The 24,116-nt window shown below is 71.8% G+C and carries 18 protein-coding genes; 15 read left to right on the forward strand and 3 right to left on the reverse strand.

Annotation, left to right across the window (positions count from 1 at the left end; all coding sequences use genetic code 11):
• From SSOG_RS38170 to SSOG_RS38185, 4 genes are all read left to right on the forward strand, one after another.
• A partial coding sequence (locus SSOG_RS38170) for an HAD-IIIC family phosphatase (protein WP_039939679.1) occupies nt 1–3,617 on the forward strand: 3,617 nt, incomplete at its 5' end.
• Complete coding sequence (locus SSOG_RS38175) at nt 3,610–6,012, forward strand: thioester reductase domain-containing protein (RefSeq protein WP_009719657.1); 2,403 nt, start codon at nt 3,610–3,612, stop codon at nt 6,010–6,012. The genes SSOG_RS38170 and SSOG_RS38175, both read left to right, overlap by 8 nt.
• Nucleotides 6,009–7,115 carry an alpha/beta hydrolase gene (locus tag SSOG_RS38180; RefSeq protein ID WP_009719658.1) on the forward strand — a complete coding sequence of 369 codons (1,107 nt, stop codon included), beginning with the start codon at nt 6,009–6,011 and terminating at the stop codon, nt 7,113–7,115. Before SSOG_RS38175 ends, SSOG_RS38180 begins: the two co-directional genes overlap by 4 nt.
• A gap of 13 nt (nt 7,116–7,128) precedes the next feature.
• The gene (locus SSOG_RS38185; protein ID WP_009719659.1) at nt 7,129–8,604 is read left to right on the forward strand and encodes an MFS transporter; all 1,476 of its coding nucleotides are present in this window, start codon (nt 7,129–7,131) and stop codon (nt 8,602–8,604) included.
• Here SSOG_RS38185 and SSOG_RS38190 read toward each other — a convergent pair.
• On the reverse strand, nt 8,552–9,475 hold the full coding sequence (locus SSOG_RS38190) for an AraC family transcriptional regulator (RefSeq protein ID WP_009719660.1): 924 nt from the start codon (nt 9,473–9,475) through the stop codon (nt 8,552–8,554). The two genes, SSOG_RS38185 and SSOG_RS38190, sit on opposite strands and share 53 nt — an antisense overlap.
• Before the next feature lie 80 nt (nt 9,476–9,555).
• Between SSOG_RS38190 and SSOG_RS38195 the strand changes: the two genes are divergently transcribed.
• Nucleotides 9,556–10,392 (forward strand): NAD(P)H-binding protein, encoded by an 837-nt coding sequence (locus SSOG_RS38195; protein WP_039939681.1) that lies wholly within the window; start codon nt 9,556–9,558, stop codon nt 10,390–10,392.
• On the opposite strand, the gene SSOG_RS38200 is transcribed toward SSOG_RS38195, so the two are convergent.
• Nucleotides 10,376–11,278, reverse strand: coding sequence for a LysR family transcriptional regulator (locus SSOG_RS38200; RefSeq protein ID WP_009719662.1), 903 nt, complete (start codon nt 11,276–11,278; stop codon nt 10,376–10,378). The genes SSOG_RS38195 and SSOG_RS38200 overlap by 17 nt on opposite strands.
• A 132-nt stretch (nt 11,279–11,410) precedes the next feature.
• Between SSOG_RS38200 and SSOG_RS38205 the strand changes: the two genes are divergently transcribed.
• Nucleotides 11,411–12,529 carry a PrpF domain-containing protein gene (locus SSOG_RS38205; protein ID WP_009719663.1) on the forward strand — a complete coding sequence of 373 codons (1,119 nt, stop codon included), beginning with the start codon at nt 11,411–11,413 and terminating at the stop codon, nt 12,527–12,529.
• Entirely contained in the window at nt 12,526–13,935 is a 1,410-nt protein-coding gene (gene dctA / locus SSOG_RS38210; RefSeq protein ID WP_009719664.1) for a C4-dicarboxylate transporter DctA, read from the forward strand. Before SSOG_RS38205 ends, dctA begins: the two co-directional genes overlap by 4 nt.
• On the opposite strand, the gene SSOG_RS38215 is transcribed toward dctA, so the two are convergent.
• The gene (locus SSOG_RS38215; RefSeq protein WP_009719665.1) at nt 13,932–14,276 is read right to left on the reverse strand and encodes an ArsR/SmtB family transcription factor; all 345 of its coding nucleotides are present in this window, start codon (nt 14,274–14,276) and stop codon (nt 13,932–13,934) included. The two genes, dctA and SSOG_RS38215, sit on opposite strands and share 4 nt — an antisense overlap.
• 113 nt (nt 14,277–14,389) lie before the next feature.
• On the opposite strand from SSOG_RS38215, the gene SSOG_RS38220 reads away from it, so the two are divergent.
• The 8 genes from SSOG_RS38220 to SSOG_RS55145 all read left to right on the forward strand — a co-directional run bounded on the left by SSOG_RS38220 (nt 14,390) and on the right by SSOG_RS55145 (nt 24,113).
• Entirely contained in the window at nt 14,390–15,367 is a 978-nt protein-coding gene (locus SSOG_RS38220; RefSeq protein WP_009719666.1) for a quinone oxidoreductase family protein, read from the forward strand.
• 42 nt (nt 15,368–15,409) lie between these two features.
• A complete protein-coding gene (locus tag SSOG_RS38225; RefSeq protein WP_009719667.1) occupies nt 15,410–16,369 on the forward strand; it encodes an EamA family transporter in 960 nt (319 codons plus the stop codon).
• Nucleotides 16,370–16,932: 563 nt separating this feature from the next.
• The gene (locus tag SSOG_RS38230; RefSeq protein ID WP_039939684.1) at nt 16,933–17,718 is read left to right on the forward strand and encodes a LamB/YcsF family protein; all 786 of its coding nucleotides are present in this window, start codon (nt 16,933–16,935) and stop codon (nt 17,716–17,718) included.
• A 10-nt stretch (nt 17,719–17,728) separates the two neighbouring features.
• Nucleotides 17,729–18,472 (forward strand): 5-oxoprolinase subunit B family protein, encoded by a 744-nt coding sequence (locus SSOG_RS38235; RefSeq protein ID WP_009719669.1) that lies wholly within the window; start codon nt 17,729–17,731, stop codon nt 18,470–18,472.
• Nucleotides 18,465–19,436: a 5-oxoprolinase subunit C family protein gene (locus SSOG_RS38240; protein ID WP_050800090.1), complete on the forward strand. Its 972-nt coding sequence runs from the start codon at nt 18,465–18,467 to the stop codon at nt 19,434–19,436. Before SSOG_RS38235 ends, SSOG_RS38240 begins: the two co-directional genes overlap by 8 nt.
• A 59-nt stretch (nt 19,437–19,495) precedes the next feature.
• Nucleotides 19,496–20,728 (forward strand): aminotransferase class I/II-fold pyridoxal phosphate-dependent enzyme, encoded by a 1,233-nt coding sequence (locus SSOG_RS38245; protein ID WP_039939687.1) that lies wholly within the window; start codon nt 19,496–19,498, stop codon nt 20,726–20,728.
• A gap of 88 nt (nt 20,729–20,816) precedes the next feature.
• A complete protein-coding gene (locus tag SSOG_RS38250) occupies nt 20,817–22,154 on the forward strand; it encodes an MFS transporter (protein ID WP_050800091.1) in 1,338 nt (445 codons plus the stop codon).
• A gap of 48 nt (nt 22,155–22,202) precedes the next feature.
• Entirely contained in the window at nt 22,203–24,113 is a 1,911-nt protein-coding gene (locus tag SSOG_RS55145) for an aldo/keto reductase (protein WP_009719673.1), read from the forward strand.
• The last annotated feature ends 3 nt before the right edge of the window (nt 24,114–24,116 follow it).

The following is a 24,116-nucleotide window of genomic DNA, read 5'->3' on the forward strand; positions in this document are numbered from 1 at the left end:
ACGCGTTCCTCGACGCGCTGGCGCAGCAGCGCCGCCGCACCGGTCGGCCCGGACTGTCCCTGGCCTGGGGCCTGTGGGCGGAGGCCACCGGCATGACCGGGCACCTCGGCGCCGCGGACCTGGAGCGGATCAAGCGCGGCGGGGTCGCCGCCCTGGACACCGACCAGGGGCTCGGGCTCCTGGACGCCGCGCTCGCCCGGGACACGGACGATGCGCTGCTCCTCGCCGCCGCCCTCGACGAGCCCGTCCTGCGCGCCACCGCGCCTGGCCTGCTGCCCCCGCTCCTCGCCGGTCTGTTCCCGCCGCGCCGCCGCGTCGCCGTGGCCCGCGCCGGGCGGGCGGCGGGCGCGGACGGCCGCATGGCGCTCGACTCGCGGGACGCGGTCGTGGACCGGCTGCGGTACCGGTTCGCCGGAACCATGGGGTTCGACACCACGGAGATCGACCCCGCCGCGCCGCTCGTCGGCCAGGGCCTCGACTCCGTGATGGCCATGCAGATGCGCAGCCTGATCGAGTCGGACTTCGGCCAGGCCCTGCCCGTTGGCTCGCTGTTCAACGGCGCCAGCGTCGAGAGCATCGCCGACCAGCTCATCGCGGGCGCGGGCCGGACCGTCGACGGCCCTGACGCGAGCGGGGGCACCGAGGACGCCGAGGACATCCCGGACGTCGTACGCCACCCCGCCACCCGGGACGTCGTACGCCTGCTCCGCGCCGAGCAGCACGGCACGCCCGGCGTCACCCACCACATCGGCCTCGCCGTGCGGCTCACGGCCCCGACGACGCCGGACCGCCTGGCCGAGGTGATCGCCTCGCTGACCGCCCGGCACGCCGCGCTGCGCACCGCGATCGTCCCGGACGCCGACGGCGGGCTGCGGCTGGAGGTCCGGCGTTCCCTCGACGACGACCTGGTGCGCTGGTCACCGGTGGACGAGGGCACGGACGTGGACGAGCGGCTGCGCGCGCTGATGGAGCCGCCGTTCGACCTGTCCCTCGCCCCGCTGTGGCGGTTCGAGCTGCTCGCGTACCCGTCCGGTGAGCAGGTTCTCGTGTTCGGCGCGCACCACGCGGTCTCCGATCTGGCCTCGCTGATGCTGGTGGCCCACGGCCTCGGCGCCGGACTCGGTGGCGCCGAGCCGCCCGCAGCCGTCACCAACCGCGACATCGACCTGCTGCTGCGGGCACAGGCCGAGCGCCCGGCGGACGAGCAGGGCCCGTCGGCCGCCTGGCGCGAGGACTTCGTGGGGGCCCGGCGCCTCGACCTGGAACTGGCCGGGCCGCGGCCGGTGGAGCGGTCGTTCCGCTCGGCCATGCACCTGGCCGACCTGCCGCAGGACCTCCACGAGAAGGTGGCGGCCCGGGCGAACCGCCTCGGCATCACGCCCGCCGCCTTCTGGCTCGGTGTCCTGACGGTGCACCTCGCCCGGCTGCGCGAGCGGAACAGGTTCGTCCTCGCGGTCCCCGTGGACACCCGCCTGCACGTGTCCGCCCCGGACGCGGTCGGGTACTTCGGCCTGCCCATCCCGTACGCCGCCCAGGTGGAGGCGGGGGAGGCGGCAGTCGACGTACTGCGGCGCACCGACAGCCGGCTGAGCCGGGTCCTGGAACGCGGCGTCACGTTCTTCGACGCGATGTCCGCCCTCGTCGAGGAGGGGCTGTACCGCAAGGACGCGCCGCTCGTCGAGGTCTACTTCAACTACATGCCGCCGCACGCCGGTGCCGCGGAGGGCCTGCGGATCGTCCCGGCGGGCACCGGCTACTCCGACCTCGACCTGATGGTCACCGTGATGCCGGGGCTCGGGAAGGTCGGCCTCGAATACAACGCCGACGTCCTCGACGAGGCGAACTGCGCGGACCTCGCGCGCGGCTGCCTCGCCCTCGCCGCCGAGATCGCCGACGGCCCCGACACCCTCCTCGCGCTACCGGAAGGACCCACCACCGTGGCCCCCGAGCCCGCGACGGCCATCGAGCCCGCCGTGGCCCCCGAACCCGCGCAGCGGATAGCCGTCGCGGCCACCTTCGCCCTCGGCAATCTCCCGGCCATGCTGTCGGTCGCCCTGGAGGACGCCGGTGTCGACGGCGGGCCCTTCGACGTGGCCGAGGCCCCCTACCACCAGGTCCTGGCGAGCCTGCACGACCCGGGCAGCGTCCTCGCCCGGACGCCGACGGTCGCGAGCCTCGTCCTGCTGCGTCCCGGCGACCTGACGCGCTTCGCGGACACCGGCGACGGCGGCGACCTGCTCGCCCAGCTCGCCGACGAGTACCCGACCGCCCTGCGCGCCCTCGCCGACCGCACCCGCACCCCGCTCGTCGTGGCCTTCCTGCCGGAGCGCTCCGACGATGAACGGCTGCGCGCGTGGGAGCGACAGGTCACGGCGCGCCTCGCCGACCGGCCGGGCATCGCCGTACTGCCCTCGGACACGTGGAACGACGACGACTACCCGGTGGCCGACGTGTTCGACGCGCACACCGACACCATGGCCCACCTGCCGTTCCAGGACGAGTTCCAGGCGGTCGTGGCGCTGCGGCTCGCCGATGTCGTCTGGAAGGTCCGCCGCCGGGCGCCCAAGGTGATCGTCGTCGACGGCGACGAGACGCTGTGGAGCGGTGTGGCCGGTGAGATCGGCCCCGGCAACGTCGACCTGACCGGTCCGCGCGCCCTGCTCGCGCAGCGGCTGCTCCAGTGGCGGGAGGCCGGAGTGCTGCTCGCCCTGGTCTCCAACAACGACGAGGACACGGTGCACCGGATCCTCGACCGTCCGGACAGCCCGCTGCACCGGGAGCACTTCGCCGCGATCTCCGCGGCGTGGGAGCCGAAGTGGACGCGGATCGTGAAGATCGCCGAGGAGCTGCGGCTCGGCCTCGACAGCTTCCTGTTCCTCGACGACAACCCGGTGGAGATCGCCGGGGTGCGCGCCCAGTTGCCCGAGGTGCTGTGCGTCACCTGCCCGGGCGCCGGCGAACTCGCCGACTTCGTCGCCCGGCTGTGGCCGATGGTGCCGCGGGCCGCGACGGCGGAGGACTCCGCCAGGGCCGAGTTCTACCGGCAGGAGCAGGTGCGCGGCGAGGCCCGGGCGCACCTGGGCTTCGCCGAGTTCCTGGAGAACCTCCAGCTCGAACTCGACATCGAGCCCGTGTCCGAGGAGACGGCCGAGCGCACCGTCCAACTGAGCAGGCGCACCAACCAGTTCAACCTGCGGCCCCGCCCTCTGGACGCCGCCGGACTGGAGCGGCTGCGGGAGGACGGCGAGGTGTGGACGGCGACCGCACGCGACCGGTTCGGCGCGTACGGGCAGATCGGCGTCCTGGCCGTCACCGCGGACAACGACGCACTCGAAGTGGTCGCCTGGATGATGAGCTGCCGCGTGCTCGGCCGGGGCGTGGAGGACCGGCTGCTCCAGTGGCTGGCCGACCGGGCCGAGGCCCACGGATGCGGCACGGTGCGTCTCGTCGCCGACCACACGCCCCGCAACATTCCTGCCCGGCGCCTGGTCTCCCGCCTGGGCGGCGGCGACGTCGAGGCACCGCGCCTGGAGGTGGCGGTGCCGGTGGCACAACTCCGGGAGTTCCGTTCCTGGGACCTCGGATCCGAAAACGCAGCGGAGGTCAGCAATGCCTGAGGCGGGCAGCGGCACCAGCCGCAACCGCAGTGTCAACCGCCGTCCCGAGGAGGAGGTGATCGAGCGGCGCGGCCCCGGCCGCGCCCAGGCCACCGACCTCCTGGCGCGCTTCCGGAAGACGGCCGAACGCGCCGCCCCGGAACCGGCACCCGCCGACGGGGCGGGGGCCCGCGGTGTCATGGAGGTCGCCGCGGACATCGTCGCCCGGGCCGCCCGCTTCCTGCCGGGGAACACGCCCGACGCCGAGACGGACCTGTTCGACGCCGGTCTGTCGTCGGTCGACGCGGTCGAGCTCGTCGCGGTCATGGCCCGGGAACTGGACGTACGGGTGAGCCTGGACGACGTCTTCGCGGACGCGCGGCCCCGACGCCTCGCCCAGCGCTGGGCCGCCGCTGCGGGGCTGCCCACCGCGGTGCCCGACGCCCGGCCGGACGCCCCGTCACCGAGCACGCCGACCACGTCGTCGTCGAACGGTTCGCCGTCGATCGCGCCGGTCGTCGTCCGCGCGTCGGACGGCGGGGCGGACGAGGACCTGGAGATGATCCTGGCCGACCTCGCGCTCGCCGACCGGCTGCCGTTCAGCCACCAGGCCGACCGGGTTCCGCCGCGCCGCATCCTGCTCACCGGCGCCACCGGCTACCTCGGCAGCCACCTCCTGCTCGACCTGCTGCGGCAGCGCGACGCCCATGTGGTGTGCCTGGTGCGCGCGGCGGATGACGCCGCCGCCGAACGCCGCCTGGCCGACGCCCTGGCGAGCTTCGACCAGCCCTGGTCCAGCGAGGTCCGGCGGCGGGTCACGGTGCTCGCGGCGGACCTCAGGCAGCCGCGCCTCGGCCTGTCGCCGGAGGGCTGGGAGAGCCTGGCCCAGGAGATCGACGCGATCGTCAACGTCGCCGCCGCGGTCGACTTCCTGCGCGGCTACCCGTCGCTGCGCCAGACCAATGTGCTCGGCCCGCTGGTCCTCGCCGAGCTGGCGATGACCGGGCGGCCCAAACCGCTGCACCACATCTCGTCGGTCGCCGTGTTCAACGAGGTCGGCATCGAGAAGATGGGCGAGGACGACCCGGTCGCCCACATCGACCGGCTCGTCGCGGGCTACGACAAGTCGAAGTGGGCCGCCGAGGCCGTGCTGCGGCGGGCCCGCGAGCACGGCCTGACCGTGACGTTCCTGCGCCCGGGCGCGATCGGCGGCCACACCCGGACCGGTGTGTACAACCCGCGCGACCTCAGTACCGGTCTGATCGGGGCGTTCTCCCGGTACCGGACCGTCCCGGCGTTCAAGTTCATGAACCTGGCGCCGGTGGACTGGATCAGCAAGGTGGTGGCCGCGGTGGTCTTCGATCCCCAGGCATGGGGCCAGAACTACAACGTGACCGGCCGTGCCGAGACGCTGCCGGAACTGGTCAAGGACATGAAGCTGGCCGGTATGAACGTACGGGTGGCCAACTGGCGGGACTGGCGCGACGACCTGCTTCAGCGGCATGCGGCCGAGCCGGTGCCCGAACTCGACTTCCTGGTCCGGATCTTGCGCAGCCCCACCGCGATGAAGCTGTTCGAGGCGCTGATGTTCGGCCCCGAGGCCGGATCGGAACGCACCGAGACGTTCGTGACGCGGCACCGCCTGCCGATGGCCGAACGGTACGGCGGCCAGGCACAGTTGAAGGCATTCGAGCGGATGGCGAAGGACGGCGTGGCGCGGCTGCCCAGCCGCGAGGACCCGCCCTACCTGTCGTTCCGCGAGCGTACGAAGGGCCATGTGGGCCCGATCGGGGAGGATCGCGACACCAGGTGCCGGATGGCCCTCACCCTGTCCATCGCGAGCATGTACCAGGTCGTACGGCACCGGAAGATCGACGTCCGAGGCGAGGTGACCTGCGAGCGGCTGCACCCGGAGCCGCTGACGGTGGAGGCGGGCGAGATCTGGGTCCGTCCCGACGAGGGCGTTCCGCTCCGGCACGGCAGTGACCACCCCCTGCTGCGCTACCGCCTGGTGCTGGTGGACCGGGACGGCGGCCGCTGGTGGCTGGAGGGCTGGAAGACGGCCCGCGCCAGCCGTGACTTCTGGAAGCAGACCCGGACCATCGAGGTCACCATCGGGCGCGAGGGCGAGCCGGCCGGCCTGTCCGGTGTGGTCAAGGTGCCAGGCAAGAGCTACGTCCCGGACCAGATCGACGGGATCAGGGTCGATCCGCGGCTGTCGTCGCAGGAGCAGCGGCTCGCCAAACTGGCCTGGCTGTCGTGGTTCTTCGTCCAGGTGGGCATGGGGCTCGCCGAGCCTTCCCTGCGCGTCGCCGCCGAACTCCTGGACCTGCGCCGGGACGCGATCGACCGGGACAAGGACAAGCTGCAACGCAAGATCAGGAAGCTGATGATCAAAAGGGAGCAGACCCGATGACGCTGAGGCCCCTCCACCACGCGCTCGGGGACCGGGTCGAGGAGATCCCCTTCACGGCCTCCGACGGCACGGAGCTCGGCCTGTGCCGGGTCGCCCCCGAGGACGGTGCCACCGACCGCCCGGCCGTGCTGATCCTGCACGGTCTCACCGCCTCGGCGGACATGTTCACGCTGCCCGAGACCCGCAACCTGGTCGACGTCCTGCTCGACGCGGGCTACGAGCCCTGGCTGCTCGACTGGCGCGGCAGCTGCCGTCTTCCGTACAACGAGGGCCGGGTGCGCTACACCTTCGACGATGTGGCGCTCTACGACATCCCCGAGGCGGTGTCGCTGATCAGGGAACGGATCGACGGCCGCGAGCTGCTGGTCGTCGCGCACTGCATCGGGGCGATGTGCCTGTCGCTGAGCATGGCGGCGGGGCTGGTGCCCGGCCTGGCCGGCGTCGTCGCGCAGGGGGTGTTCCTCACGCCGAAGATGTCCTGGAAGACGCGGGCGCGCCTGCACTTCGGCGGGGAGCTGCTCCGGTCCCGGCTGGTCAACATCCCCACCGACTTCAAGAAGGTGGGCCTGTGGTCGAAGCACTCGCTGATCTTCGCGGAGGTCTCGCTGGGCGCCGAGTGCAAGGACCCCAACTGCCAGATCCTCAACAACGACTCGTGGGGCGTGGGTGGTTCGCTCTTCGAGCACGACAACCTCGATGACGTAACCCACGACCGCCTGGCCGATCTGTACGGTACGGTGCCGATGTGGATATTGCCGCATCTGCGCAGCATCGAGCTGGCCCACACGATGATGCGGTACAACGACGCCGACGGCCGTTACGACGCGCTGCCGAAGAACGCGCTCGACAACGCGGGGAAGTTCGACATCCCGCTGATGCTTCTGTCCGGCAGCGACAACCGCTTCTGGTACGACTCCAACGAGCTCTGCCACGACGTCCTGACCCGCCGGTACCCCGAGATGGACGTCCGCTATGTGGAGGTTCCGGGATACGGCCACCTCGACACGTTCATCGGCCGCAACGCGGCGCTGGACGTGTTCGGCCACATCGTGGACTTCCTCGACGAGTGCCGATCGGTCAACGCCACTGCGGTGCGGGAGTAGGTAGACGCATACGATGACGTCCGAAATCGAGCAGTCGGGTGCCGCGCCGTCCGGTGCGCGCCTGGTGATGCCCATCATCTTGCTCACCATCTTCACGGTCCCCTTGTCGATATCCGGGACAGCCGTGTCCCTGGGCGACATCGCAGACGACCTGGGGTCCTCGTCGACCGGCGAGCAGTGGGCTCTCAACGGATACACACTCACCTTCGCCTGCTCGACCCTCATCTGGGGCTCCATCGCGGACATCATCGGGCGATGGCGAGCCCTGATGTCCGGGTTGGTGATCTTCGGTGTCGGCTCCGCGATGAGCCTGGTCGCCGCGAACTACCTGGTGCTGGACGTGGCCCGGCTGGTCGCGGGGGCCGGCGCGGGTGCCGTCTTCTCGGTGGGTACGGCGGTGGTGTCATCGAATTTCGAGGGTGAGCGCCGAACCCGTGCCTTCGCCCTCCTGGGATCGGTCGCGGGTCTGTCCCTGGCCTTCGGCCCGTCCCTGTGCGGTCTGTTCACCCAGGTCGTCGGCTGGCGGTTCGTCTACGGATTCCAGCTGGGCTGCCTGGTCATCGCGTGCCTCGGCATGCCGTTGATCCGCCGGGCGGCCGCCCACGAGAAGCGGTACGCGGCCCGGATCGACGTGGCCGGAGCGGTGCTCTTCTGCGTGGCGACCACGCTGACGCTCGGTGGTTTGGCACTCGGTTCGGCGACGGGGTGGCTGTCGCTCCCCTTCCTGCTGTGCACGGCCGCCGGGTTCGTCGCTTACGGACTGTTCGCATGGCGGGAATCCACCGCGCCGAGCCCCCTGCTGAGCCTGCGCACTCTGCGGAACAAGCGCTTCTCCGGAATGACGTTGGTGGTGGCGGTGTCATCCTTCACCTTCACCAACGCGGTGGCCTACCTGCCGGTCTTCTTCCAGGGCGCCTATGGCTCCTCACCGGGCGCGAGCGGCGCGTTCTTGATGTTCCTGACCATGCCGGTGCTGATCTCCCCGCTGATCGCCGGACGTCTGGCTGCCCGGGGGACGGCCGTGGACACGATCCTGATCTGGAGCATCGCGCTGATGGTCGTGGGTCTGGTGGCCACGGGCGCGGTCGCGGAGCAGGGCCTCGCATGGATGACGTTCCCGATGGTGGTCGTCGGCGCCGGATTCGGGCTCCAGGCCGGTCTGATCGACGGCGAGGCATTGGCGCAGGTGCCCGCGAAGGAGGCGGGCATGGCGGCCGGATGGATCAATACCGTCCGGCTGGGAAGCGAGGCCATCGCGGTGTCGCTGTTCGGCTCGCTGTTCGCCAGTTTCGCGGGCAACGCCGACCACGCCTCCCGTCAGGGCTTCGCGGGCATCACGATCGGCTCCACCTTGTTCGCGGCGGTGATCGGTCTGCTGTCGATACTCCTGCTGCGCCGAGGCCGGCAGAGCGAAACGCCACCGCGGGAGCAGCGTCTCATCGCCCGGGGCTCGGGGCCTGCGCCGCGGCGCGGTGCTCGGTCGGAGTGATGCCGCGGAGCCGTTTGAAGGCGACGCTCAGCGCGAAGGTGTTGGCGTAGCCGACCTTGCGGGCGATCGAGCCGACCGTGGCGTCCGTCTCGCGCAGCAGGTCGGCCGCCACGTCGACGCGCCAGGAGGCGAGGTAGGTCATCGGTGGTTCGCCGACCTGTGCGGTGAAGCGGCGGGCGAGCGCGGCGCGGGACACTCCCGACGTGGCCGCCAGGCTCGCCACGGTCCATGGGTGGGCCGGATCGTCGTGGAGCAGTTGCAGGGCGTGGCTCACCGCCGGGTCGTCCATCGCGCGGTACCACGGCGGTGCGTGGGCCTCCGACTGGTCGAACCAGGTCCGCAACGTGGAGAGGAGCATCAGGTCCAGCAGCCGGTCGCGCATGGCCTGCTGCCCGGGTCTGTCCCTGGCGATCTCCTCGATGACCAGATCCCGCAGGGGGCGGTGGCAGTCGGCGTCGGGAAGCACCGTGACGTCGGGCAGGGCGTGCAGCAGCCGTTCGCTGATCTCGCCCCGGCCGGTGTAGGCGCCGCTGAGCAGGAGGGCCGAGCCGTCGGGGTCCTCGGCGGTCTCGTTCTTGTCGGCGTCGCGTACACAGTAATCAGCGCTGGTGATCACGGTCTGCGGTGGCGTGGCCGGGTCGTCCGCAACCGTGTACGGCGCCCGGCCGCGGAGGATCGCGATGTCTCCGGGGCCGACCGGCACCGGTTCGCCGTTCTCGGGGACGATCCACGCCCGGCCGCGCAGCATCGTGGCCAGCGTCAGAGGTGAGCCGCTGGCGAACCGCAGGGACCACGGCCGGTTCATGACGGTCCGTTGGAACAAGGCACCGCGTGCCCGCACCCCGTCCAGCAGTTCGGAGAGCACATCCATGCCCCTACCGTAGACGCGCGGACATCGAAGTGAGTCTCTGAGCCATGGACCGTCTCACGCGAAGTGGCTTGGCTGGTCTCATGACCAAGCATCCGATTCTGGTAACGGGCGGCACGGGCAAGACCGGCGGCCGGGTCGTGTCCCGCCTGCGAGCGCAGGGGGCGCCGGTCCGGGTGGCGTCGCGCTCCGGCGAGCCGCCGTTCGACTGGTTCGACCGCGCCACCTGGGACGCCGCGCTGGACGGCGTGAAGGCGGTGTACCTCGTACCGATCGACGGGGAACTCCTCACCCGCCCGTTCATCGAGCGCGCCGTCGAACTCGGTGTCGAGCGCGTCGTGCTGTTGTCGGGCCGCGGCGTGGATGTGCCGGGGTACTCCGGCGAGGCCAACATCGCGGGCGCCACCCATGTGGACGGTGAGACCGCGGTGCTCGACAGCGGTATCGCGTGGACGATCCTGCGGCCCGCCTGGTTCGCCCAGAACTTCAGCGAGGGCAGCTTCCTGGACGCGATCCTCGCCGGTGAGCTGAGACTGCCCGCCGGGGACGGCGCGGCCTCCTTCGTCGATGCCGAGGACATCGCCGCGGTCGCGGCCGCGGCCCTCACCGAGGACGGCCACGGTGGGCAGATCTACGAACTCTCCGGGCCCCGGGCCCTGACCATCGCCGACGCGGTCGCGGAGATCTCCGGGGCCACCGGCCGCGATATCCGCTACGTGCCGCTGACCCCCGAAGAGTTCGTCGCCGAACTCACCGGACAGGGATGGTCGTCGGCCGAGGCGGAGGACTACGCGGAGGCGGTGAGCCCGATCCGGCGCGGGATGGACAGCCACCTGTCCGACGGAGTGCGGCGCGCACTCGGCCGGCAGCCACGTGACTTCACCGACTACGTGAAGGCGTCCGTCAAGGCGTGGCCGTAGCACTGTCGCGCAGGAAGCCAGCGAAGGACTGGGCGGCGGGGGTGAGAGCGTGGTCGGCCATGCGCACCAGGAGGATGCGGCGCACCGGGGCGGGGGGTTGCAGGGGCAGGACGCTGACGCCGCCGCGGATGCCCTCCAGGGCCAGGGTGGGGGCGAGGGCGACGCCGATTCCGGCGGCGACCATGGCCTGGGCCTCCTGGTAGTCGTGGGCCTCGTAGGCGATCTGCGGCTCGAAACCGGCGGTGTGGCAACTGCGGGCGAGGGCCTCGGCCACCGGGTGGTGGTCGGCACGGGTGATCCAGGGGTCGTTCGCGAAGTCGGCGAGGGCGGCCATGGGGCGGTCGGCGAGGGGGTGGTCCTTGCTGACCAGGAGGGCCGGGGGGTCGTCGGCGAGTGAGGTGACGACGATGTCCTCGCGGTCGATGCGGTTCCAGTCGTAGTCCCACATCAGGGACATCTCGACTTCCCGGTTCTCCAGCATCGCCCACAGGCCCGCGATGCGCGCGCTGCGCACCGTCAGCCGTACGTCGGGGTGTGCTTCCCGGAAGGCGATCACGGCCCGGGGGAGGAGGGAGGCGCCGACGGTGGGGAAGGTGCCGATGCGGAGGGTGCCCGCGCGGAGCCCCGCGAAGTCGGCCAGCTCGTTCTCCGCGGCCGTCAGTTCGCGCTCGATCCGCTCCCCGCGCAGCGCGAGAGCGCGCCCCGCGTCGGTGAGCGTGACGCCCCGTGCGTGGCGCTCCAGCAACGGTTGCCCGGCCTCCGTCTCCAGGCGGCTGACCTGCTGGGATACCGCTGACGGCGTGTAGTTGAGCGCCCGCGCGGTGGCGGTGACCGAGCCGCGGCGGGCGACCTCGGTGAAGAGCAGGATGCGTCGTACGTCGAGCACCGCGCCGCCTCCAGCGTTAACTCCAACTTAATACCCGTGCAGATTTCCGAGATTGTACTTCACGCTCTCTGCGCCCACCGTGGATCACACCCCGCACGGAAGTGCCGTCGGGGTATCCATGAGGAGTCTGTTGTGTTGCGTCTGCAGGGCGAGATGATCCGCGGAGGAACCAGCAAGTGCTGGATCTTCGACCACCACGATGTGGTGGCGACCGGTGTGGACGCCGACACCCTGCTGCTCGCCGCCTACAACGCCGCCGACCCCCGCCAGATCGACGGCGTCGGCGGTGCCTCCTCCACCACCTCCAAGGCCGCGATCGTCCAGGCCTCGGCCGAGCCGGGCGTCGATGTCGAATACGCCTTCGCGCAGGTCGGCATCGGTGACGAGCGCGTGGAGTGGACCAGCAACTGCGGCAACTGCGCCACCGCCGTCGCCCTGTACGCCGTCCACAACGGCCTGGTGCCGATCACACCGGACACCACCACGGTGCGGATGCTCAACGTCAACACCGGCGCCCGCCTCACCGGCACCATCCCCACCCCGGGAAGCACCGCGCCCCACGAGGGCACAGCCGGGGTGCCGGGCACCGCGGCGCTCGGTGTGCCGGTCCTGCTCGGCTTCGAGGACCCGGCCGGTACGACCACGGGTCGCGCCCTGCCGACCGGCCGCGCCCTGGACACCCTGACCGGGCCCGCCGGTCCGGTCGAGGCGTCCCTGATCGACGCGGGAGCCCCGGCCGCGCTGTTCGAGGCCAAGGCGTTCGGCCTCGACGGCACCGAATCCCTCACCGAGTTCGCAGCGGCGGTTCCCGCGCTCACCGCGCTGCGCCGCGAGGCCGCCCTGGCCATGAGTCTGGCCGACCAGGGTGAACCGGTGAGCCACGCCGTTCCGAAGGTCGGCGTTGTTGCCCGATCTGTCTCCTATCACACCACTCATGGCACTCTGGTCGCACCGGACGAGTACGACCTGGCCGTGCGCATGGTCTCCATGCACGCACCCCACCCGGCGATCGGCCTCACCTCGGCCGTCGCGCTGGCCACCGCAGCCGCCATCCCCGGCACCCTCGCCCACCGCGTTGCCCGGCAGACCGCCGACGGCACGCTGCGCCTGGGCACCCCGGCAGGTGTCATCACCGCCCAAGCCGTCCCCGCGACGAACGGCGCGTGCCCCACGGTGCTGCTGCACCGCGCCGCCCGACGCATCGCCCGAGCCGAACTTCTCGTTCCCGTCCTGGAAGGACGCCCCGCATGAGCCGCAACGATGCCGCCCCGGGTACCGTCACCGCTCCACCGCACCGCATCCGCCGGCTGCTGTCCCTGCTCTACGTCCAATGCCTGGTCGGCGTCGTCGCCGGGGCTGCCGTCGGTTGGCTGTGGCCGTCCTTCGGAGCCGATCTGAAGCCCCTCGGCGACGGCTTCATCGCGCTGGTGCGCATGATGATCGCGCCGATCATCTTCTGTACCGTCGTCCACGGCATCGCCTCCATGGGCAACGCGCGCGCCGTCGGCCGGGTCAGCCTCAAGGCGCTGCTCTACTTCGAGGTGCTCACCACCGTCGCCATGGTGATCGGTCTGGTCGTCGTCAACGTCGTCCAGCCCGGCAGCGGACTGCACGTCGACACCTCCACCCTCTCCACCGAGGGCCTGCCTCCGGAGGCCACCGCGAGCCACGAGAGCTTCGCCGGCTTCGTCCTCGCCATGATTCCGGACACCCTGCTCAGCGCGCTGACCGGCCACGAGATCCTGCCGGTGCTGGTGATCTCCGTACTGTTCGGCTTCGGTCTGCACGCCAGTGGCGAGGCGGGACTGGGAATCGCCCGGGGCATCGAGAAGCTGTCCAAGGTCCTGTTCACGCTCATCCGCTGGGTCATGCGGCTGGCCCCGTTGGGTGCCTTCGGCTCCATGGCCTTCACCATCGGCAACTACGGCCTGGACACCCTGCGCCACCTCTTCCTGCTGGTCGGCTCCTTCTGGCTCACCGCGCTGTTCTTCGTCCTGGTCGTCCTGGGCACGGTCATGCGCCTCAACGGCCTGCGCCTGCTGCCCTTCCTCCGCTACATCAGGGAGGAGCTGCTGATCGTCCTGGGCACCTCGTCCACCGAGCCGGTGCTGCCGCGCATGATGGGCAAGCTCCAACACGTGGGCGCCTCCAAGCCGGTGGTCGGCATCACGCTGCCCGCCGGGTACTCCTTCAACCTCGACGGCACCGCGATCTACCTGACCATGGGCTCGGTCTTCCTTGCCCAGGCCCTCGGCATCGACCTCAGCCTCACCCAGCAGCTGTCCATGCTCGCCGTCATGCTGCTCACCTCCAAGGGCGCCGCCGGGGTCACCGGTTCCGGCTTCATCGCCCTGGCCGCCACCCTCAGCGCCGTTCCGCACGTGCCCGTCGCCGCCCTGGCGCTCATCTTCGGCATCGACCGCTTCATGTCCGAGGCCCGCGCCCTGACCAGCCTGGTCGGCAACGGTGTCGCCACCCTGGCGGTGGCCAAATGGGAGGGGCAGCTCGACGAGGACCGTGCCAAGGCCGTCCTCCGCGGCGACATCCCGTACCCCTCGGGTCCCGAGGCCGGGCCCGTCCCCGGTGAGAAGCCCGTGGACGACGGCCCGAAGGCAACGGCCGGAACCGACCGCGACCCCGTGGCGGCCGTCGGCTAAGGGGAGCCGTCGGGGCGGAGGACCAGGTCGAGCAGCCCGGGGAAGCGCGCGTCGAACTCCTCGCGGCGCAGCCGGTTGACCCGCCTCGGCCCCTGGTCGCGCTGTTCCACCAGACCGGCGCCGCGCAGGACCGAGAAGTGGTGGCTGAGCGCGGCCTTGCCGACGGACACGTCGAAGCTGCCGCAACTGCGCGTCCATTCGGCGGAGCCCGCCAGCTCGCGGACCAGCTGGATCCGTACCGGATCGGCGAGCGCGGACAGTGCGGTCAGGACGGACACCTCGGCGGGGTCGGTGTGCACCGGTGCGGCGCGGTGACCGCTCCCCGTGGCCTGGCTCGCCATGTGCCCCTCCGATCACCTTGCCCGGTGTTCGATGAATATCTTACAGTCCCCAGTGTTCGCTTTTCATTGAACACCAGCTTTTCATCGAACACTGCCGGAAGGGTGTGTTCCGTATGCGTACGGTCGCGTTCCAGGAATACGGAGGCCCCGAGGTGCTTCAGGTCGTCCGGGCCGAACCCCCGGAGCCGGGGCCGGGCCAGGTCACCATCGACGTCGCCTACGCGGGCGTGAACTTCGCGGACCTCAAGGCGCGCGCCGAGGGGTACCGGGTGGCGTCGCTGCCCTACGTCCCCGGTCTGGAGGTCTCCGGGCGGATCCGGGCCGTCGGCCCCGGTGTCGAGGGGCTGCGCCCGGGGCAGGACGTCGCCGCCCTCGTCGGCGGTGGCGCGTACGCGGAGGTGGTGGCCGCCGAAGCCGCCACCGTCTTCCCGCTCCCCGAGGGCCTGGACCTGCGGACCGCGGCCACGCTCCCCACCGTGCTGCCCACCGCGCACGCGCTCCTCCACGAGGTGGGGCGGCTGCGCGCCGGGGAGAGCGTGCTGGTGCACGGCGCCGCCGGAGGCGTCGGCACGGTGGCCGGACAGCTGGCCCGGGCGGCGGGCGCGGGTGCGGTGTACGGCGTGGTCTCCTCGGCGGCCAAGGCCGGGCACGCTCTGGAGCACGGCTACGACGAGGTGTTCACCACGGACACCTTCCCCGGCGACGTCCACCGCGCCACCGGCGGCAGGGGCGTCGACCTGGTCCTCGACCCGGTCGGCGGGGACACCCTGCGCCGCGGCCTCGACGCGCTGGCCGTCTTCGGGCGCCTGGTGTCCTTCGGCAACGCGAGCGGGGCCGAGCCGTGGCACGCGGGGCAGGCGGACCTCGCCGCGCGGGGCCGTTCCGTCGCGGGCTTCTCCATCCTGGCCCTCGCGCAGACCGCGCCCGAGGCGCTGCGCTCGCTCACCGAACGCGCCTTCCGCACGGCCACCGACGGCACCGTGACGCTTCCGGTCACCGCGGAGTTCCCGCTGGCGGACGCGGCCGAGGCCCACCGGCTGATGGGCGGGCGCACCTCCACGGGCAAGTTGCTGCTGCGGATGGCCGATTGAACGCGACCGCCGTGCGCAAGCCGATGGAGATGTGGACCGAGAATGACTGACAGCAGCGTGACCCGGGGCTTCACCAGGGTCGCGGGGAACATACCCGCTCCCGCGCTCGTGCTGGGCGGTGTGTGCGGCATCCAGTTCGGCGCGGCCTTCTCGCCCCAGATATACCCGCAGGTGGGCGCGCCGGGCGTGGTGTTCCTCCGGCTGCTGATCGCGGGTGTGCTCCTGTGCCTGGTGTGGCGCCCGCGGCGGCAGGCGCTGGACTCGGTGAAGGGCGCGTGGGGGACGGTGATCGGCGCCGGGGCCCTGCTGGCGGGGCATCACCTCGCGTTCTACGAGGCGGTGAACCACATCCCCCTGGGGGCGGTGGCTACGATCGAGTTCCTCGGCCCGTTCGCCATCGCCCTGGCCGGATCGCGGCGAGCGGTCGACCTCCTGCCCGCCTGCCTGGCGGCCGCCGGTGTCCTCCTGCTCGGCGGTGGCGGCGTCCCCCTCGACCCGGGTGGCCTGGCCCTGGCCGCGGTGGCGGCGTGCTGCTGGGGCGGCTACATCCTGGTCTCCTCCCGCATGGCACGACGCCTCAGCGGCGGCCAGGGTCTGGCACTGGCGGTGCTGTGGGCGGCGCTGCTGAGCACCCCGTACGGCCTCGTCCGCGCCGGGAGCGCCGTCCTGGACCCCCATGTGCTGTGGGTGGCCGCCGTGGTGGCGGTGGCGTCCAGCGTGCTCCCGTACTCGCTCAACCTGGAGGCGCTGCGCCGGATCCCGCCACGGGTGTTCGGCGTGCTGACAAGCCTGGAGCCCGCCGCCGGTGCCCTCTTCGGACTCCTCATCCTCGGTCAGCGGCTCGCCTGGCCGCAGTGGCTCGGCATCGCCGCGGTCGCCTGTGCCTCCGTCATCGCGACGTTCCTGGGGGCCGGGGGACGGCGGAACTCCCGGGTGAGGGCCAAGAGCGCCTCGCCGGATGCCGGGCAGCCTGCGCTGTGTGAGACCGGCCCGGCGAGGTGATGCACGGCGCGCCGTCGACACCCGCGTCCATGATCGCGGTCATGGTCGAGCGGGGTGGCGTGCGGCGGCCTCCCGGACTTCTTCCGTAAGGCGCTGGCGCGTCGAGGAGCGCCTGACGGTCGATGAAGTGGCTGCGGGGCGCGCCTCCGCCATCCCCGACGCGCTCGCCTTCGAGCAGGCGGCCGTCCTGCCGCTCACCCTCTCGACCGCGGCCACCGGCCTGTTCCAGCAGGACCACCTCGGACTCGCCCGCGGGGGGACAACGCGGTCGGTCCCGCGATCTACGCCGGCTTCCTCCCGGCGGCTCTCGCCACCGGCGCCTATCGCGCCGCACCGGACGCGGTCGTCGTCGGCGTCGGCCACGGACTCGACCGCAGATCGGAGAGGTCACCCGGAGCCATCAGGATCCGTACTACAGGCATGGGTCTTCCTGATGTGCCCTTCTTTCCCGGGCCGCGCCGGACCTAGTGTCCAGCGGAACACGGTCCATGCCGGACCGGTTCGCGTGAGCGTCCGACGCCGTTCGGACGTCGTCCCGACCCCTGCGGGAAAGGAGCCTCACTGTGCCTGTTGTCGATCTGGTGGCCGACCTCGGAGAGAGTTTCGGGGCCTACACCATGGGCAATGACGCCGAGCTGCTGGATCTTCTCACCTCGGCGAACGTCGCGTGCGGATTCCACGCGGGCGATCCGCGGGTGATGGACGCGACGGTGCGTTCCTGCGTGGAGCGTGGCGTCGGCGTCGGCGCTCATCCGAGCTTTCCCGATCTGGTGGGCTTCGGGCGCCGGGCGATGGACCTGGCGCCGAACGAGGTGCGCACCGACGTCCTGTACCAGATCGGGGCGCTGTCCGCGTTCACCTGCGCGCACGGCACCCGCATCAACCATCTGGCACCGCACGGCCGCCTCGGCAACCTCGTGGTCGTCCGGCGGGACTACGCCGAGGCGGTGGCGGACGCGGTGGAGGCGTTCGACCCGTCCCTCGTGATCCTGATGCAGGAGGGCGAGATGGCGGCCGTCGCGCGTGAGCGGGGTCTGCGGATGGCCATGGTGGGCATCGCGGACCGGGCGTACGAGGACGACGGCACCCTGGTGTCCCGGTCCGAGCCCGGCGCCGTGCTCCACGACCCGGACGAGGTCACCCGCCGGACCATCCGAATGGTGACCGAGGGCGTGATCACCAGCCGCCACGGTACGGACCTGCCGGTCCGCACGGACTGCGTCCAGCTGCACGGCGACGGTCCCGCGGCGCTGGAGCTGGCGCGGCGCATCCGCGGCGAACTGCTGGAGGCCGGAGTCGGACTGGCGCCACTGGACGAGGTGCTGGATGCCCGCGCTCAGGCGGCATGAGCCGAGCGCCATGACGGTCATGCGGACGACGGCCAAGATCGACATATCGCCGTGCGGTGACGCCGCGCTGCGGGTCACCGTCGACGGCGACGACACCGACGTGGTGTGGGCGGCCGTGCACCGGCTCGCGGGATGGCTGAACCGTGGCGACATCCACCCCACGGTGTCCGCCGTGCCGACGTACGACGCGGTGCTCGTGGAGTTCGACCCGTACCACACCACGGGCGACGCGATCATGTCGTACATCCGCTCCTGGGACGCCGCCCCCGACGTGGCGAGCGCGGTGCCGTCCGGGGTCATCGACGTGCCGGTGCTGTTCGGCGGCGACGCGGGTCCCGACCTGGAATGGGTCGCCGGTGTGGTGGGTGCGTCGGTGGCGGAGGTCGTCCGCCTCGTCTGCGCGAAGGAGCACCTCATCCGCTGTCTCGGCGGGCCCGCCGCGTCGGCCATGACGGACGGGCCGGAATTCGGGGTCCCCGTTCCCCGGCTCGCCACGCCCCGGCTGCGGGTGCCGCCGGGCGCGATCTCCGTCGCGGGACGTCAGGCGGTGATCGGGCCCGTCGCCGCGCCGAGCGGCTGGCGGCAGATCGGCCGTACGCCGCTGACCATCCTGCGGACCGATGGGAGCGGCCACACCGGCAGCGACTCCGTCGTGCCGTACCGGCCCGGGGACCGGGTCCGGTTCTTCCCGGTCGACGAGGGCACGTACGCCGCCCTGCTCGGCGTCCCGATGCGGTACCGGAACCATGACTGACCGCCCCGAGCTGTCCGTGGAGGCCGCGACGGCGTGCGTGGTCACCGACCTCGGCCGCACCTCAGGACCCGCGCGCGGTCTCGCGGTCAACGGCGCGCTCGACCAGTTCGCCGCGCGCGCCGCGAACGCCCTGGTCGGCAACGCGCCGACCGCACCGCTCATCGAGGCCACCGGTTTCGGTGTCACGCTCCGGCCCAGCCACGACATCCTCCTGGCCGTCACCGGCGCGCCCGCCGAACCGGCCGTCGACGGACTGCCGCACCCCGCGTGGTCACCGCTGTCGGTGCGGGCGGGGGAGACGGTGCGGGTGGGCATCTCCGATGCGGGGCTGCGCGCGTACGTCGCCGTGCACGGGTCGTTCGACGTGCCGATGCTGATGGGGAGCTGCGCGCCGGACTCGATGATCGAGTTCGGCACCCCGGTGACCGCCGGTATGTCCCTCACCCTGCACCGCTCCCACCCACCGCTGGTCAACCGGCGTTTCGGGGCCACGGTCTTCGACTTCGGCATCCCCCGCGACATCGGCCGGGTGCCCGCGGTGCTGGATGTGATCGAGGGACCCGACGCCGCGGAGTTCGGCACCGGGCTCCAGCGGCTCTTCGACTCCCCGTACACGGTCACCCCACGGATCAACCATGTCGGCCTCCGCGTGGCCGGGCATGTGCCGCAGCGCACCGTCACCGGGGAGGTGCTGTCGCGGGGCGTGCCGGTCGGGGCGGTCGAGGCCCCCGCGGGCGATGAGCTGCTCGTCCTGATGCGCGGCCGCGGGATCACCGCGGGCTACCCGGTGCTCGCGGTGCTCACCTCGCGCGCCCTGGATGTCGCGGCGCAGCTCAGGCCCGGGCAGGAGATCCGCTTCCGCCGGACCAGCGCCACCGCAGCCACCGCCGCCTATCTGGAGCGGCGGCGGCTCCTGGACCGGGTCGCGCTCCGCGCGCGCACCGCCTTCGCCGCACTCTCCTGACCACACCACTCCGCTGACACCACCATCCACTGCACACGCACCATCGAAGGAGGAAAGGGATGTCCTTTCCCGACGTACTGCGCACCCCCGTGCTGGCCGAGCGGATGTCGCGCGTCAAGGAATCGCCCAGTTCCCGGGTCGCGGACCGGGTGCGCGCTTTTCAAGCGGCGGGCCGCAAGGTTCTTCCGCTGACGATCGGTGAGCCCGATTTCGATACGCCGGACCATGTGAAGGACGCGGCGATCAAGGCAATTCGCGAGGGCGAGACGAAATACACCTCGGCGAACGGCACGCCCGCGCTCCAGAAATCGATCATTTCCCGGCTGGAGCGCAAGACCGGACAGTCCTACGGCACCGGCGAGATCTGCCTGGGCGGCGGCGCCAAGCAGCTGATCTTCCTGGCGTTCGTGGCGACGCTCGACGAGGGCGACGAGGTGATCGTCCCGGCGCCGTACTGGGTGTCGTACCCGGACATGGTCACGGTCAACGGCGGGCGTCCCGTGGTCGTCGACACCACCGCGGCGGACGGCTACAAGCTCACCCCCGGCGGGCTGCGCGCGGCCCTCGGCGACCGGACGAAATGGGTCGTGCTCAATACGCCCAACAACCCCACCGGCGCGGTCTACAGCGAGGAGGAACTGCGGCAGCTCGCCGATGTCCTGCGCGCGCATCCGCACGTCTCGCTGCTGTGCGACGAAATCTACGACGAGATCAACTTCGGTGCGGACCCGGTCCCCAGCGCCGTGACCGTCGCCCCCGACCTGCGGGACCGTATCTTCCTGGTCAACGGCGTGTCCAAGGCGTACGCCATGACCGGCTGGCGCATCGGCTACGGCGCCGGGGCCGCGCCGTTGTGCGCGGCGATCGGCACGCTTCAGTCGCAGAGTTCGTCGTGCCCGTCGTCGGTGAGCCAAGCGGCCGCGGTTGCCGCGCTCGACGGCGGCCGGGAGTTCATCGACCGTACGGTGCGGATCTACCGCGAGCGCCGGGACCTGCTCGTGTCCGGGCTCGACGCGATCGAGGGACTGCGCCCGTCCGTCCCCCGGGGCGGCTTCTACGTATGGACCGACGCGTCCGCGCTGACGGGCGCCGTGACCCCCTCGGGGTCGACGATCACCTCCGACGCCGACTTCGCCGGGCACCTTCTGGAAACCTCCGGCGTCGTGGTGATCACGGGTGACGCCTATGGCTGCCCGGGCCATTTCCGGGCCAGCTTCGCATTGGACTCCGACACCATTCGAGAAGCGGTCTCCGGACTCGCGCATTCGGTATCCCTGCTGCGGCACCCATGAATTCCTCCCGCCTCCTCCCTCCGGCGGCCCGACGGCCGTAAATTTCCTTCCGGTGGCGGTGACGTCACCCATGAGAAAGGTAGTCCTCGTGAACAGCAAGGTCTCCGAAGCCCCGCCGCCCGTACCCATGTCCCCGGCGCCGAAGACGAATGCCACGAAAGCAACGAGAGCATCGATCTTCGGTGGCCTCATCGGCGTCTTCGTCGAGCTGTACGACAACGCCGTCTACGGCTTCGTGGCCGGGACGCTCGCGGTCGTGTTCTTCCCCAGCGATGCCCCCGCCACGAGTGTCCTGCTGACGTTCCTGGCCTTCGCCATTCCGTTCTTCTTCCGCCCGCTGGGCGCCGCGGTCGCCGGGTCGTGGGGCGATCGGATCGGCCGCAAGAAGGTCCTGCTGGTGCTCATCGTCCTGATGAGCCTGTCCACCGGCCTGGTCGGCGCCCTGCCGAGCTACGCCGTGGCGGGCGTCTGGGCGCCGGTCATGCTGGTGCTGCTGCGCTTCGTACAGGGGTTCGCGATGGGCGGCGAGGTCGGCAACGGCAACTCGTTCCTCGCCGAACACGCCGGAGAGGGGCGCCGGGGCAAGGTGGTCGCGTACGCCAACGCCGCCACGTTCATCGCGATGCTGCTCGGCACGATGTTCACCGCCCTGCTGACCGCGGTGCTCAGCACCTCGTCCATGGAGGCGTGGGGCTGGCGGCTGCCGTTCCTCCTCGCCCTGCCCCTCGGGCTGGTGGGCCTGATCGTGCGCCGACTGGCCGACGAATCGCCCGAGTTCGCCGAGGCCGAGGAGGAGGGCCAGGTGACCCGCAGCCCGCTCCGCGAGGCCTTCTCCTCCCGCGAGAACATCCGCGCGATGGCGATGACGGTCGTGCTGCCGCTGTTCAACAGCTCCGGCTACTTCATCCTGTTCATCTTCATGCCCTCGTTCATGAAGAACGACATGCACTTCTCGGCGCTGGAGGGCCTGCTCGTCACGGGCATCATGCTGGCCGTCGGCACGTTCGCCGTGCTCTACGCCGGGCGGCTCTCCGACCGGGTGGGCCGCAAGAGGATGCTCTCCATCTCGGCGTTCGGCATGGTCGTCATCGGCTTCCCGTGCTACTGGCTGCTGACGCAGGGCTCCTTCGCCGTGGCGACGGTCGGCGCGGTCCTGATGGCCCTGTGTTTCGCCGGTACCAACGGCGTGATGCAGGTGACGCTCGCCGAGCTGTTCCCCACCCGCATCCGCACCGTGGCGTACGGCTTCGGCTACAACATCGGCACCGCGATCTTCGGTGGCGCCGCCCCGCTGCTCGTCTCCGCGCTCATCGTCGCGACCGGCAGCACCTGGATCCCGGCCATCTACCTCGTCCTCACCTCCGCCGTCGCCGGGTTCGCCGCGCTGCGCATCCGTGAGACGGCCTTCGAACCGCTCAAGCGCTGACCCGCCCCCCGCAGATCCCCCGCAGATTTCCGAAAGGACGGTGGTCCCGTGGCGACAGCGGCCACGAGCCAGGCCGGAGCAGGGCTGGACCGGCTCCGCGAACAGATGGACAAGGCGGGCCTCGCCGCCCTGCTGCTGACCTCGCCCGGAGGACGCCGGTACGCCCTCGGGTCGGCTCCCCGCCTCGCCGACGGGTCCGCCGTCCTGGTCACCGCCGACGGCACGGTGGCGAGCGCGGCGGACGGCGACCTCACCATCGCCGTCGCGGCCGCGCTGCACGCCGGTGGCGTCGCGGACGGTGCCGTCGGTGTCGATGCTTCCGGGCCGTGGGAGGTGGGCCCCGCCGGGATACGGCTGCGCCCCGCCGCCGACCTGCTCTTCGCCGAGCTGGCGAGCTACGAGCCCGGCGAACTGCCCGCGGTCGCCGCGGCCGCCGAACTCGCCGCCGTCGGCTACACCGCGGTCATGGACCACCTGTGCGTCGGCATGGACGTACGGGAGCTGTCGGGCAACGTCGACCGCTCGATCCGCCGGGCCGGTGGCCTGCTGGGGTGGTACGACCCGTACGGCACCGACGGCCTCCTCGGCGGCGACGCCACGGACGACCGGGCCGCCGGATCGGACCTGGTGACCGTCCGCGGCCACGACCCCGCCACCGCCCGGCTGATCGCCGGGACACCGGTCCGCTACGTGCTGCACCCCCTGCTGGCGGGCGTCGCCGGATACGCCGCCGCCAGCGCCGTACTCGGCAAGCCGGACGGCCCGCTGCGCGCCGCCGGGGACGCCTGCGCCGCCGCGACGGCCGCGCTGCTGGCCGCCCTGCGGCCGGGCGAACCGCTCCGCGAGGGCTACGAGGCGTTCGACCGCGAGGCCGCCGGGCACACCGCGGCCTGCCGGATCGTCACGCTGCGCGGCGGCGCGGCGGCGCCACCGCTGCTCCGCGACAGCGCGGTGGTCGCCCAGCCCGGCATGGTGCTCGGCGTACGCACGCAGGTCGCGGCGCCGGCGGTGGCGCGGATCGATCTGGCGGAGACCGGTCGTGGGGACCGGCTCGGTTCCTCCCCCCAGGCGCGGACGCCCGCTGCGCTGGTCGAACTGTACGGACCGACGACCCGCACACGAACGAGGAGAACCGTCATGGATACGACCCTCCAGCCCGGAGCGGGCCGGATGCCCACGGCCGACGCGGGCGGCCGCGTCATGCCCCTGCTCGGCTTCGGCACCCATCCGATGCGCGGCGAGACGGCCACCGAGGCCGTGCTGACCGCGCTCTCGGTCGGCTACCGGCTCGTCGACACCGCCACCCGCTACCGCAACGAAGCGGCCGTCGGAGCGGCCCTCACGGCGTCCGGCCTGCCCCGCGCCGACCTGTTCGTGACCACCAAGATGCCGCCCGACCAGGTCGGCCGGGAACGGCTGACGCTGGAGGAGAGCCTCACCGCGCTCGGCTGCGACTACGTCGACCTCTGGCTGATCCACTGGCCACCGGGCGGCTTCCCGGGCGTCACCAGCTGGCGCGAATTCCTCCGCGCCCGCGACGAGGACCTCGTACGGGCCATCGGCGTCAGCAACTACTCCATCGACCTCATCGACGCCCTGCACGACGCCACCGGGGTGTACCCGGCCGTCAACCAGGTGCAGTGGGGGCCGGGCGACTACGACGCGGACTTCGCCGAAGCCCTGCGCCGGCGCGGCGTGGTGCTCAGCGCGCACAGCCCGCTGCGCAGCACCGACCTCGACCATCCGGTGCTCACCGACATCGCGGGGCGGTACGGCCGTTCGGCACGCGACATCGTCCTGGCCTGGAACCTCCACCACAAGGTCGCCGTGACCGTGAAGTCCGCACACCGGCAGCGGATGGAGCGGAATCTGTCGGCCGTCGACCTCGTACTCGGCCCGGCGGACATCGAGGCGATCGACGGTCTCTCGACCGTCGCCGGGCCTCAGGGAAACGGGTGACAT

The organism is Streptomyces himastatinicus ATCC 53653 (assembly GCF_000158915.1).
Classification (GTDB): domain Bacteria; phylum Actinomycetota; class Actinomycetes; order Streptomycetales; family Streptomycetaceae; genus Streptomyces; species Streptomyces himastatinicus.

Excerpts from the sequence above, each read along its gene's own strand:
- SSOG_RS38175 (WP_009719657.1), top strand. The coding sequence starts at position 3,610 with ATGCCTGAGGCGGGCAGCGGCACCAGCCGCAACCGCAGTGTCAACCGC.
- SSOG_RS38180 (WP_009719658.1), top strand. The coding sequence starts at position 6,009 with ATGACGCTGAGGCCCCTCCACCACGCGCTCGGGGACCGGGTCGAGGAG.
- SSOG_RS38185 (WP_009719659.1), top strand. The coding sequence starts at position 7,129 with ATGACGTCCGAAATCGAGCAGTCGGGTGCCGCGCCGTCCGGTGCGCGC.
- SSOG_RS38190 (WP_009719660.1), bottom strand. The coding sequence starts at position 9,475 with ATGGATGTGCTCTCCGAACTGCTGGACGGGGTGCGGGCACGCGGTGCC.
- SSOG_RS38195 (WP_039939681.1), top strand. The coding sequence starts at position 9,556 with ATGACCAAGCATCCGATTCTGGTAACGGGCGGCACGGGCAAGACCGGC.
- dctA (WP_009719664.1), top strand. The coding sequence starts at position 12,526 with ATGAGCCGCAACGATGCCGCCCCGGGTACCGTCACCGCTCCACCGCAC.
- SSOG_RS38215 (WP_009719665.1), bottom strand. The coding sequence starts at position 14,276 with ATGGCGAGCCAGGCCACGGGGAGCGGTCACCGCGCCGCACCGGTGCAC.
- SSOG_RS38220 (WP_009719666.1), top strand. The coding sequence starts at position 14,390 with ATGCGTACGGTCGCGTTCCAGGAATACGGAGGCCCCGAGGTGCTTCAG.
- SSOG_RS38225 (WP_009719667.1), top strand. The coding sequence starts at position 15,410 with ATGACTGACAGCAGCGTGACCCGGGGCTTCACCAGGGTCGCGGGGAAC.
- SSOG_RS38235 (WP_009719669.1), top strand. The coding sequence starts at position 17,729 with ATGACGGTCATGCGGACGACGGCCAAGATCGACATATCGCCGTGCGGT.
- SSOG_RS38240 (WP_050800090.1), top strand. The coding sequence starts at position 18,465 with ATGACTGACCGCCCCGAGCTGTCCGTGGAGGCCGCGACGGCGTGCGTG.
- SSOG_RS38245 (WP_039939687.1), top strand. The coding sequence starts at position 19,496 with ATGTCCTTTCCCGACGTACTGCGCACCCCCGTGCTGGCCGAGCGGATG.